Annotated in this window: 11 protein-coding genes and 1 pseudogene; 5 read left to right on the top strand and 7 right to left on the bottom strand. The window is 39.9% G+C overall.

Annotation, left to right across the window (positions count from 1 at the left end):
* Positions 1 to 42: 42 nt before the first annotated feature.
* From VB740_RS06795 to petN, 5 genes are all read right to left on the bottom strand, one after another.
* On the bottom strand, positions 43 to 483 hold the full coding sequence (locus VB740_RS06795; protein ID WP_323199284.1) for a DUF5615 family PIN-like protein: 441 nt from the start codon (positions 481 to 483) through the stop codon (positions 43 to 45).
* A gap of 13 nt (positions 484 to 496) precedes the next feature.
* Positions 497 to 952, bottom strand: coding sequence for a DUF29 domain-containing protein (locus VB740_RS06800; protein WP_323199285.1), 456 nt, complete (start codon positions 950 to 952; stop codon positions 497 to 499).
* Positions 953 to 1133: 181 nt separating this feature from the next.
* A complete protein-coding gene (locus VB740_RS06805; RefSeq protein ID WP_323199286.1) occupies positions 1134 to 4277 on the bottom strand; it encodes a GAF domain-containing protein in 3144 nt (1047 codons plus the stop codon).
* Between the two features lie 152 nt (positions 4278 to 4429).
* Positions 4430 to 4591 carry a hypothetical protein gene (locus VB740_RS06810; protein WP_323199287.1) on the bottom strand — a complete coding sequence of 54 codons (162 nt, stop codon included), beginning with the start codon at positions 4589 to 4591 and terminating at the stop codon, positions 4430 to 4432.
* 7 nt (positions 4592 to 4598) lie between these two features.
* Entirely contained in the window at positions 4599 to 4688 is a 90-nt protein-coding gene (gene petN / locus VB740_RS06815; protein WP_012408302.1) for a cytochrome b6-f complex subunit PetN, read from the bottom strand.
* A 257-nt stretch (positions 4689 to 4945) separates the two neighbouring features.
* Between petN and VB740_RS06820 the strand changes: the two genes are divergently transcribed.
* The 5 genes and pseudogenes from VB740_RS06820 to VB740_RS06840 form a co-directional block, all read left to right on the top strand.
* Complete coding sequence (locus tag VB740_RS06820; RefSeq protein ID WP_323199288.1) at positions 4946 to 6832, top strand: ATP-binding protein; 1887 nt, start codon at positions 4946 to 4948, stop codon at positions 6830 to 6832.
* Positions 6833 to 6856: 24 nt separating this feature from the next.
* Positions 6857 to 8119, top strand: coding sequence for a response regulator (locus VB740_RS06825; RefSeq protein WP_323199289.1), 1263 nt, complete (start codon positions 6857 to 6859; stop codon positions 8117 to 8119).
* A 98-nt stretch (positions 8120 to 8217) separates the two neighbouring features.
* On the top strand, positions 8218 to 8679 hold the full coding sequence (locus tag VB740_RS06830; RefSeq protein ID WP_323199290.1) for a hypothetical protein: 462 nt from the start codon (positions 8218 to 8220) through the stop codon (positions 8677 to 8679).
* A gap of 48 nt (positions 8680 to 8727) precedes the next feature.
* The gene (locus tag VB740_RS06835) at positions 8728 to 9291 is read left to right on the top strand and encodes a 3'-5' exonuclease (protein ID WP_323199291.1); all 564 of its coding nucleotides are present in this window, start codon (positions 8728 to 8730) and stop codon (positions 9289 to 9291) included.
* Positions 9292 to 9376: 85 nt separating this feature from the next.
* Positions 9377 to 9592: pseudogene (locus tag VB740_RS06840) on the top strand (tryptophan-rich sensory protein); the annotation flags it as partial.
* Between the two features lie 118 nt (positions 9593 to 9710).
* Here VB740_RS06840 and VB740_RS06845 read toward each other — a convergent pair.
* Both VB740_RS06845 and VB740_RS06850 read right to left on the bottom strand, forming a co-directional pair.
* Positions 9711 to 10100 (bottom strand): hypothetical protein, encoded by a 390-nt coding sequence (locus tag VB740_RS06845; protein ID WP_323199292.1) that lies wholly within the window; start codon positions 10098 to 10100, stop codon positions 9711 to 9713.
* Positions 10101 to 11270: 1170 nt separating this feature from the next.
* Positions 11271 to 12563 (bottom strand): hypothetical protein, encoded by a 1293-nt coding sequence (locus VB740_RS06850; RefSeq protein ID WP_323199293.1) that lies wholly within the window; start codon positions 12561 to 12563, stop codon positions 11271 to 11273.
* Positions 12564 to 12692 lie beyond the last annotated feature (129 nt).

Consider the following 12692-nt stretch of genomic DNA (forward strand, 5'->3'; position numbering starts at 1 on the left):
CGATCGCTACCTTAAGTTAAACTAACAATTAATTAACTTAACTTATATAGGTAATCGCCTTACCCGGAAAGTTTCGTTACTGACAGAAATAATTGTCCCTACTTCTAAATCTGCCTGACATTCCCTTAAAACTTCTGTCAAACGCTCATTAATTGCGTTGTAATTTTCATTTCCTAATCTAAACAAAATTACACTGGGTAAATTATCCCCACTAGTGGCTAAAAGTTGGGCAAAATCCAAGTCTACAGTTAATAAAATCCTCCCTTCTGTGCGAGCTTTCACTAAAATCTGATCGTCTGGTAGTCTTTGCAACCCTTCATCGCGCAAATGTACTACATCATAACTAGCACTACGCAACCAAGACACAGTGTTTCTCATAAATTGCCTGAGCATAAAGGCGATAACTTCGCCTGAAAAATCTCCACAGTGCGTAGGCATTCGCGTAGCGTCTCGTAGACAAGGCATCGCCTGTAAAATCTTCACTGTGCGATTATGATTAATTTGGAAAGAAGTCAGGATCTAAGGTTTCATCAATAGAAAAAGGATAGTCTTTAGGAAAAATAGACAGAGGAAGTCCTGTTTCAATAGATGCTTCTTTTCTAGCGTGTTGGTAACAACTCTCAAAAACTTCTGTGTAATAGTATTTTAAGCTAGGACTATCTACAAATGCTTCTTGTAATCTTTGACGATGTTCATAGATTGTATATAACCAGCTATTGGATCGGTTCTGGGGTTGAAATTGGTATTTGAGAAGGTGCATTAAAAGCACTCTAAGATTACTCCTTAAAGCATTTTTATCACTTCTACCCATACTTTCAATTTCTTCAATTAAATTTTCTAACTCTAATTCTAAAAATTTTTTGCTTTTTAATAAATCAACAGTGTGTTCTAACCACAAATGATAATCTTGTGCATAGAGACTATTGGTTTTAGGAACAGATTGATTGCTCATAATCTTCTCCTTTATAGATATATAATTTTAACATTACTTCTTGATTTCAGAATGTGCGTTAGCGTAGCTTACGGCAGGTATTGCATTTTTTATTTTTTCTTTGCGCCTCCGTATCAGACAAAAAAGCGTAAAGATATGCGTAGTGTTACCTATAAAAGGCTACCGCAAGCATCACTAACGCCTAAATTGTCCGTTTTATTGGGATTTCTATCCAGAACTCACAGCCGTTACCAGGTTCAGAAACACACTTGATATTACCACCATGTTTTTCCACAATAATTTGGTAGCTGATGGATAACCCCAAGCCAGTACCTTGTCCAGGTTGTTTGGTGGTAAAGAAAGGTTCAAAAATGCGCGATCGCATCATCTCTGGAATTCCACAAGCATTATCAGCAATGCAAATCAGAATAGTATTCCCTTCGATAACTTCTGTACGAATGAAAATTTTAGGATTGTCAATTATTTTTCCCGCTTTCTCTGAGTTTTCCAATGCATCGATCGCATTGTTGAGGATATTCATAAACACCTGATTCATCTGCGCCGCATAGCAGACTACTGGAGGCAATTCACCATATTGTTTAACTACCTCAATCGCAAGAGAATCAGCCTGTGGTTGCAGTCGATGTTGTAAAATTAACAACGTACTGTCGATGCCTTCATGAAGGTCAACGGGCTTCATTCCTGTTTCATCAAGTCGAGAAAAACTTCGTAAAGACAAGACTAATTGAGAAATCCGATCTGCCCCCATTCTCATTGAAGTCAGAATTTTGGGTAAGTCATCACTAATAAAATCTAAATCCAGTGCTGCTGCTTGCTTTTGAATTTCTCCTGTTGCCTTAGGATACTGTTTCTGATACAGGCGAAGTAATTTCAATAAATTTTCGGCATGTTCAGTAACATAAGTAATGTTGCCATAAATGAAACTAATAGGGTTGTTAATTTCATGTGCTACACCAGCAACTAACTGCCCTAAGCCTGCCATTTTTTCACTTTGAATCAACTGGCTTTGAGCGTGCTGTAATTCTTTAAGAGTCTGGGTGAGTTCTTCTTTTTGACGTTGAGTTTGTTCGAGTAATTCCGCTTGCTGAAGTCCTACCCCTAACTGAGTACTAATCTGCATTAGCAAATCGACCTCATCCTCTTGCCAATCACGGGGTTTGATATTTTGATAAGCTGCTAGTAATCCCCAGAGTTTCTCACCCTGAAAAATCGGCACAATTATATATGCCCTAGCTTCCATTAGCTCAAGCAGGGCAATATGACAGATAGAATAATTGGCGCTGTAAATATCTTTAATGACAACACTTTTATCATTAGCAAAGTTTCTGTCTTGGGTTTGTTGCAAGTAATCATCTGCGTAGGCGTAGTCCGTTGTAGACATCGCAGGTACAATTTCCCTTATTGGTGTCCAACCTTGGGCTAAAGACTCAGCAACAAATTCGCCACTCCAATCCGTCCGAAATCGATATATTGTCACTCTCTCAACTTCCAATAGCCGTCGGACTTCTTCGGTACTGGTGGCAAAGATGGTGTCAATATCAAGAGACTGGCGAATTTTCTCTACTGTTGCGGCTAAAGCTTTTTCCCTTTGGGCCGCTTTCCGTTCTCGTTCGGCAGCTTTAGCCAGTTTTTGGGCTTGTAGCTGCATCTGTTTCAACGACTCAGCTTGCTGTAATGCTACCCCCAATTGAACACCAACTTGTGCCAATAAGTTGATTTCCTCATCTTGCCAATAACGGGGCTGAGAGTTTTGATAAGCTACTAGCAATCCCCACAGTTTCTCGCCCTGAGAAATTGGGACAAAAACTTCATTGCGTGCATACTTACCCGCTTTCTTTGCTTGCACAAGAACGCTTTCTGTCACAGGCTGCGGCTTAATTATTGGTGTCGAGCCATCAACAATAGAATCAGCAACAAATTCGCCACTCCAGTCAGGATAGAAGCGGTAAATTGCGACTCGTTCCACTTCTAATAACCGACGGACTTCTTGAGTTGTGGTTTTAAAGATGGCTTCAATTTCCAGAGACTGACGAATTTTTTCTACAGTGTTCGCTAACGCCCTTTGCCTTTCAGCAGCTTTGCTAATCTCTGCTGCTTGGATTTGCATTTGTTGGATAAATTCCGCTTGCTGCAAAGCCACACCTAGTTGTGTACCCACTTGGGTAAGCAAGTAAACCTCATCTTTTTGCCAATCACGGGTTCTGGCGTTTTGGTACACTGCTAGTAAGCCCCAAAGCTTCTGACCGTGGTAAATGGCAATGATCACATAAGCTCTTGCTTGATAAATTTCTAAGATTTTAATGTAGCAGTCGCTAAAGCCTGAATTGTAAATATCATTACAAATCCGGTACACTTCACATCTGCTAAAGCTACCACCTTCGGTATCTTGTAAGTAGGTGTCAGCAATTGGAGGTGTAGCTAAATCTTTGGCGCTACATTCACTGACATTTTCACTCAATTCCGGTCGCTGCAATTGTTCGTGTATAAGGGAAATCCAACCTTCTGCCACTGATTCAAACACAAATTCACCACTCCAATCGGAATTGAAGCGATAAATAGCCACACGGTCAGCATTTAGCAGCTGCCTAAGTTCTCTGGTTGTTGTGTGGAAAATGCTTTCTAAGTCTAGAGACTGACGAATTTTCTCAATGGTTATGGCTATGGTTTTCTGCCATTGGGCTGCTTTTTGTCTGGCTTTTGCTTGTGCTAGTTCTGCCGATTGTAGCTTTACTTGTTCTAGGTAATCTGCTTGCTGTAAAGCAACTCCTAGATGTTCAGCAATAAGTTGCACAAACTCAATTTCTGATGCTTCCCATTCCCGAGGACTACTACACTGATGAATACACAACAATCCCCATAAATCTTTACCTTTTATTAAGGGGACGGTTATATTGGCACGTACCTGAAACCTTTCTAGAATCTGGATGTAGCAATCACTGGCATTAACTTGATAAATATCAGCTATTGCTCTAATTCGACCTTGCTGATATAGTTCTGCAAATTCCTCACTAAAGCAGTGGTCTCGCAGTTTAGCTGCTAGTGCCGAATCCCATTCTGTTGCCACATCTTCATAGATAAATTCCCCTTCCCATGCCAAATCAGGATAAAAACGAAACACACCAACCCGATCGCTTTTCAGAAGTTGGCGGACTTCAGTGACTGTAATTTTGAAGATAGTTTCTATGTCTAGAGACTCCCGAATACGGGCAATAACTCCAGATAAGGCTTTTTGTTGCTCATTCTGACGTAAGGAGTAAGTCACATCTGAATGAGATTCTTGTTCTAAATTTGGTGGTATGGGTTGAGTCGTAGAGGAGTTTTCCATTCCCAGTGGGACTTTAAATATTGAAAGTCTTCTATCTCATAATTCCCCTAGCGATCGCAAAGGTAACAGTTATTTCCTGGGAATGCCAAAAAACAGTGTAGGGACACGATAATCTCGTGTCCCTACAAAAACATTTTTCAACCGCTAGCAAATTATCGCCGCTTGGGAGTGGCGCTGCGGGTGGTGCGTTTTTCTTCTTCTTGGCGACGGCGATCGCGCCAATCTGCCAGGGTCAAATAACCAATACCACCAGTGACTACTACGAGCAGCACTACGGCTACTATTGTTAAAATACTCAAGAATGGACTTTCCACAATGCCTCTACAGTCCGTTACGTCCCCAAACTACCATTGCAATTGACCAAGTGAACACAACTAACAGTGATACCCAACCTAGTGTCAAAATCTCCATAGTCCCGCTTTTCAAATAATTACAAAAGGTTTCTAATATTTATCATACAGGGATTGGGCAGGCTGAGATTTTTTTATAAATGACATTGCGAGTTTTGGGCGCGAACGCCAACGATACACCATTTTTTCTTGGTACGCTACTATTTCAAGCATTAATAAAGACAAGTGTAAAAGAATAGCGATCGCGCTTTCCCACTTGATGCTTTGGGAATACTAGGGTTATGGGTATATATTTCAAATCCAGCAACCCCCAGTATCATGCCGACATTTTTCAACTATCCTTTCCACTCCAACGGTTTTATTCCCCACGGACATTGTTATCTCTGGCAAACTGGATTAGTTTGGCTCCACATTATTTCTGATGCCACGATCGCTCTAGCCTATTATTCTATTCCCTTCCTCCTGATTTACTTTATTTCTAAGCGTAAAGACCTTCCTTTCAATGGAGTCTTTTTGTTATTTGGTGCTTTTATCATTGCCTGTGGTACTGGACACTTGCTGGATATTTGGACGCTTTGGCATCCAGACTATTGGATTGCAGGTACTTTAAAAGCTTTAACTGCCATTATTTCGATATATACGGCATTTGCGTTATTTTATCTCATGCCTCAAGCTCTAACACTACCTAGCCCTGCCCAGTTAGAAGTTATCAATCAAGCACTTTCAGCTGAAATTGTAGAGCGTAAGCGCATCGAAAAAGAACTACGCCTTGCACAGGAAGTCGCTCAAAACTCCAGCCAAGCCAAGAGTGAATTTCTCGCCAATATGAGTCATGAACTACGCACACCTCTCAACGGCATCCTCGGCTATACACAAATTCTCCAACGCACAGAATCTTTGAGTGAAAAAGGACGTAAAGGAGTCAGCATTATTTACCAATGTGGTTCTCATCTTTTAACCTTAATTAATGATGTTCTGGATCTCTCTAAAATAGAAGCCCGGAAACTAGAATTGTATCCTGTTGATTTCTACCTACCTGCCTTTATAGATAGCGTGACTGAAATTTGCCGCATCCGGGCAGAACAAAAGGTCATCGGATTTCACGTTGAACTTGATCCTAATTTGCCAATCGGCATTCATGCTGATGAAAAACGCTTACGACAAGTACTGATTAACTTGCTTAGTAATGCGATTAAATTTACTAATCAAGGTAGTGTCACCTTCAAAGTTCAAGTCATTGGTCAAGAATCAAATGGTAATGGAAAAACTAACTACAAAATTCGCTTTCAGGTAGTAGATACTGGCACGGGTATAACCCCTGAACAAGCCAATAAAATCTTCCAGCCCTTTGAGCAAGTGGGAAATCAGAAACGACAATCTGAAGGTACAGGTTTAGGATTAGCAATCAGCCAAAAAATTGTCTTGTTGATGGGTAGTGAAATTCAGATGGAAAGTGAATTTGGCACAGGTAGCACTTTCTGGTTTGAGGTAAAATTGCCAGAATCTAAAGACTGGGCAAAAGTTTCTAGAGTGGTTGAGCAGGGAACCATTATTAATTATCAAGGGCAAAGGCGCACCATTTTGATTGCAGATGATAAATGGGAAAACCGATCAGTAATTGTAAATTTACTAGAGCCGGTTGGGTTTACTGTTGTAGAAGCTACTCATGGTCAGGAAGCATGGGAACAGGCTCTACTCTACAAACCAGACATGATTATCACTGATCTAGTGATGCCTAGATTGAATGGATTTGAGTTGATTGAACGTTTGCGTCAGTCTGAGACATTTAAAGAGATTGCTGTCATCGCTTCGTCAGCTAGCGTGTTTGCAATCGACCAGCACAAGAGTATTGATATAGGTGCAGATGCATTTCTACCAAAGCCTGTAGAAGCTGAAACACTGCTAGAAATGCTAAGACAATTTTTGCAACTGGAATGGATTTTCGACGGCACAGTAGACGCAATCACAAAAACTTATATAGATGGTTTGGATAAAACAAATGAGATGATTTTACCTGCCAAAGAAGTTTTACAAGAGTTACTCGATCTGACACAAGACGGTGATATTCAAAAAGTTTTGGAACTGACTAAAGAACTTTCTGCATCTGATGAACATTTAAGCATTTTTGCCCAGCAGCTAGTTCAGCTTGCTAGTAATTTCCAACTAAAACGCTTAGAAACTTTTCTTCAAGAATACATAAATTAATTTGATTTAAAATTAAAAATCATCATGAGAAAAACTCAAAATAATGGATTTATTTTGATTGTGGATGATAATCCGACAAATTTATCTCTCCTGTGTGAAGCGCTCAATAGTGAGGGTTTTCGTTTCCGTGTGGCAGTCGATGGAGAAAGTGCGATCGCCCAAGCCGAACGCAATCAACCAGAGTTGATTTTGCTGGACGTACAAATGCCAGGTATTGACGGATTTGAAACTTGTCGTCGCCTCAAAAGTAATGCTGTTACCCAAAACATTCCAATTATTTTCACTACTGCTTTAGCAGATACAGAAAGTAAAACGAAGGGATTTTCTCTTGGTGCAGTAGACTATATCCCTAAACCGTTTGCACAAGAGGAAGTAATTGCTAGAGTGCGCGTGCATTTACAACTCAAACAATTGACTGAATCTTTGGAACAACAAGTTAGCGATCGCACCAAGGCTTTGCAACAAGCGCAAGTCCAACTAGTGCAGCAAGAGAAACTATCAACGCTCGGAGAGCTAATCGCTGGTATTGGCCATGAAATCAATAACCCCATCAACTTTATTTCCAGCAATATTCCACCCCTAGAAGAATACGTTGCAGGAGTATCCGAGTTGCTCCTACTGTATGGGCAAGAGTATCCAAACCCAACAGCCAAAATTAGCACTGCTATTGAGGACTTGGATCTTAACTTCGTTCTCGAAGATATGAGAAAAATTTTGAATTCACTCCAGTTAGGAAGTGAACGAATTCAGAATCTTTCTAATTCACTACGCAGCTTCTGCCGCTCAGATAGTGATGCAAAAATATCTGCTGATTTGCACCAAGGACTAGATAGTACACTAATGATTTTGCAACACCGCCTCAAAGCTAATGGCGATCGTCCTGGCATTGAGGTTATTAAAAGTTATGGAGTATTGCCAGAGGTAAGCTGCTATATAGGGCAGATGAATCAAGTATTTATGAACATTTTGGCAAATGCAATTGATGCCCTTGATGAAGCTATAATGCTAGGCAAAATGAGCAATCTAATTCCTCAGATTCAAATTACAACAGAAATAGATTCAGAACAATTGGTTGTAATTCGGATTGCTGACAATGGGATTGGGATTCCTGAACGGCTGAAAAAACGCTTGTTTGAGCCATTGTTTACCACAAAAACTGTTGGAAAAGGCACTGGACTTGGCTTGTCGATCGCTTATGAAATAGTTGTAGAGAAACACAAAGGTATATTAGATGTGAATTCTCAATCAGACCTGGGAACTGAGTTTATCATCAAAATTCCCAGATGAGAGTAGCATTTAATTAGCTACAAAGCTGCTCTAGCATTTATCATACTGAAGAGTAAGGAAAAATTATCCCAATACCTAATCCCTAATTTCTATATAAAGTGAAGGCAACTTTAGATCCTCAATTAATTGCAGAACGCATAGAATCCCTGAAAGCTGGAATAATTGGGGGTTTATCTGTGTGTTTTGCTTTTGCGATCGCCAGTCTTTTGAATACTTTCGTACTAGCAAAGTATTTTCAGGTACTCATAAGTCTGCAAAGTGATCTTAACTGGCACTTGTGGATGAGTTGTGCAGTTGCAACTTTTAGTGGCTTACTATTTGGTGTCACCTACCGCTATATCATCCGCTCAGATCCAAATCCCCAACTCAAAGCTGGTGGTGTGCTGGCCTTTGGCTTGGTGCGCGGATTAACCCAAATAGAACTTGGATGGAATTCTATTAGCACAATTTGGCCTTTTTTGGTGTTGGCGGGAGAAAGTTTATTGTGGTTTGCGTTTGCTGCGATTGCTCTTGATATTACTATCCAACTCCGTTGGGTTAAACCTTTTTCATCCGTCTAGATTCCCTACGCCCCTAAAATTAAGTATAATTAATTACTACTATCTAATATGGAAACTAAAATATCCCACTATTATCTGATAGTCGATCTGGAGGCTACGTGCTGTAACAGTGGGACTATTGGGCGTCACGAAATGGAAATTATCGAAATTGGTGCAGTGATGCTCAATCGAGAAACGTGGGAAATTGATTCAGAGTTTCAGCAATTCATCCAACCTATGAGACATCAGCAACTGACAAGTTTTTGCACCGGATTAACTAGCATTCGGCAGCAAGATGTTGACGAAGCACCCAAATTTTTAGAAGCAATTTCTCGCTTCAAAGAATGGATTTATTCATTTCCCAATCATATTTTTTGTTCTTGGGGTAATTACGACAAAAAGCAATTTATTCAAGATTGTGCGTATCATAATTTTCCTTATCCTTTTATTTCAGAACACATAAATATCAAAGAAGAATTTTCAGAATATCTTGGCGTGTCTAAAAAATTTGGCATGGGACAGGCTCTTAATGAGTTGGGGATAGAATTAAAAGGCACACATCATCGTGGCATTGATGATGCCCGAAATATTGCATCTATCTACAGACACATTAAAACCAAAAAATTAAGCTGAACAATTGAAAGTCCTTAAGATAGGTGTGGCGATCGCAGCCCCGAACTAAACTATAAGTATGATCCCACAATGACAGGAAACCTTTGTGAAAGCGAGATGGATTATCACAGCAGTTTCGGCAGCACTATTTTTCGGTGGTAGCCTGCTTACATCATTGCGCGACCCTTGGTTTCAGAACTTGCAGCGTCCCAGTTGGTTGACCTTTGAATTCCTCATTCCATTTATCTGGATATTCATTTGGGTTTGTCTAACAATCTCAGTAATTATCGTGTGGGAGAGAAGCTTAAAACAGTCTCGTCCTTAACTGTTGATGACTGTGTACGCAGATCGCTGTCCAAACTAAGGTGTTACCAGCCAAAAAACCTACTTGATATGTAGCCCCTGCTACTCGTGCAGCATCAGATTGATAATTATTATTTCTAGCTAAAAGGATTTTTGGAAGAAGGGTTTTTCTTGCTGGGTGAGTATTCAGAACAATTCATCGCTTCTTCAGTGAGAACAATAGAAGGGTTTACTGCACATTTTAGATAATGATTATTGGAATAAAAACTACAGTTTTTACAGGGAAGTTTGTGTAAAACTTTGGCGGGAAACACCATTTTAGAATCTAAAAGCGCACGGATTTTTCGCAATATTATGAAAACAACCATCCAACTAATTATAAAGCCAACAGGAGATACAAATATTGCTATATCAGTAATAGTTAATTCATGCGTTTGTGATTGATCCTTTGTTGTTTCACTCACGATCGCTTGATGTAGATTACTATTAACTTCTACAATTTTTGGAAACATTTGAGCATGATACATATTATTTACCTTTTGTTATATAGCTTTAGTACCTTTATTTTTAATAACCGGATAATTAACTAGTTATTTGGAAAAACATCCGCACTATTACTGTGTCATAGGATTAGATTGGTAAAACTGGCTTTTGTGGAATATGTAGATGTTTTTCGAGGAATAAAATTCAGCAAAATTTTAGAAATTAATACATGAAATTACGCCACTCATGACAAATTTATAAATCATCCATATTAGAGATGTAACTATCAAAACAGCTTGACAAATAACGAGATTTAGCGTTTATGTTTATTGTTCTGTTTTTTAATTATCTCAAAATCACTACACATTATGTCAGGAGATAAAATCTTAACTTTTACAAGGCTTTAATTATAGGTTTAGCAAAATAAAACTTCAGCCATATCTGTCAAGAGTTTTGCTTATGATTTTAAGTTATATACCCAAGGGAATAAATTAGATAATGGGCTTATAACTAGATATTTTTATGTTAAAATACATCTAGGAATAGTTATAAGTTATATTTATTATAAAAATTTTCAATGCAACAATAGTTGCATTGGCAGCTTATCTAGTAGAGGATATTCGCTGAGTGTAAGGCTTTTGCTATGCGTATAAATGGCCCCATGCATTGGCAGTGATTAATTCTATATTTATTGAGTATTTTTACTTTTAAAAAAATAGTTTAACGCAGCGGGTGCCGCTCACTTCGGTAGTGCTTGAGTTTGGCTAGTACGCAATCCTCAACATCAACTCCAGATTGTTACAAGAAAGGCAGAGGGCAGGAGGCTCAGTTGGCAGGAGGAAAGAAGTATTAATAAAAACTTTAGTTGTGGGTTATTGCCCACTAGCATAAAAAAATTTGTGTCGAGCGGAAAGTGCCACGTTCACCTAGTGTGTCGTAGACAAGACACTCATGCTCCTCACTTCAATCCCACGTTTTTAAACGTGGGTTCCTCCAGCAAGAACTGCCAACGAAACCTCCTGCCTCCTGAATCAGTAAACCAAAATTTTGAGTCTACTTCAGTAGACTTAAGCTATTAGCCAGAGAATTTATTCTCTGGCGGGCGAGGAGGGCAACACTGAAGGGATTTCTAGCTTAAGTTGACACCAATGGGCAATGCCATGCCCCTACGAGAAATCTATATGTATCAGGATTTTCGTGAATTGGTATAAGAATTACGAATTACGAATTTTTAAAGATTGGTGTTTGTAACGGACTATGCATAGTAGAACAATTACCAGTAGAAGCGCTTTGATCATTGATGGCTCTACCACCTTCTTGACTTCCGTAGGAATTTTAGGAGTAACATTACACGGAATCTCAATTATTTGTGTGTAATCAGAACCATTACCACTGGGAGTCAGATCGCATTCGCCTGAAGGTGTGAGAGATAAAGGTGGATTATCTGAAGAAACAGATGCTTGAGCTGAAGAACTATCGCCATCCAGTAGTAGAAGCAGAATTAAAGCAAGACCCCCAATTCCGAATATTGGCCAGAGTGGAAAGGAATCAGGACTGTCTTGTACCAAAACATCTCCCGCAGAGGCAGGGAAAGTATCGAAGCTCATTGCTTCTCCGTCCAACGCTACTGGATTATTGCTCAACAATATATCTCCTGAGATGTTTTCTCCCAAGAGCTGACTAAATTCCTGTGGAATAGCGTTATTAGGGCGTCCGAGTTCCCCACCATCTTCGGAGTATGGAAAAGATAGTACTTCAAAAATCCTCTGTTGGAGTTGATTTGTATCTCCAGAACTCAACGCATCCAAGCCTGTTGAGATTTTATCTAAATAGAAATTCGTCATCTCTGGCGACAGACCTAGAGATTCAATCTGATCCTTAATGTTGGAAATTTTTGAGGCTTCCTCAAAGAGCAGTCGTCCGTATGACAACTTCAAGTCTAGTAATCCATTACGGAGGCTGACCGAGTTATTGGCTCCTGAGTATGGTGACCAGTAAAACTCCTTTGTTACCAGTCCGAGTCCTTCTACTGGATTGCGACCAACAGGTTGTCCAAGAACGTATTGAGAGCCATCCATAATTGCGGGGGATTCCTTTCTCCAAAATGAGGCGTAAGGTACCGCAGAGAGATTAGGATTGTTACCGTAAAAGCTAGCGAAATTCTGGAAGTTTTGCTCCCCACCAGCTGCTCGTATCAGGAGGTTTTGATAGCTAGTCCCGTCGTTTACATCCAGTAATCGCTGGATTACCGATCCAGTTTTATTGCAAGTCAGACCAAATCCCACATCACATCCGGGAATGACTCGCATCTGGCTCAGATTCTGGTTATTGATTTGGTATTGGAGATACTCATACTCCAGCCCTTGTTGGATGCCATAGCGTCCAATATTGAGCTGTGCAAAAGCAGACTGGCAAGTAGTGAGGACTACTGCAACAGATGAGAATACGATGGTCGCAAACCGAACCGCCTTAGGCATTCCAATTTTTTGAACAATTGATTTAGGCAAGATGCACCTCCACTAAATGACAGCAATTTCATTGGTTGTTCACGCCCAAATGGCACTAAGAAAAGCCCAAAGGGTTGTGTCGCCTTGTTCCCAGCCTGGAGGCTGGGAATGTATTCAAAAGAGGCTCTG

The organism is Nostoc sp. UHCC 0251 (assembly GCF_034932245.1).
In the GTDB taxonomy this organism is placed as follows: Bacteria; Cyanobacteriota; Cyanobacteriia; order Cyanobacteriales; family Nostocaceae; genus Nostoc.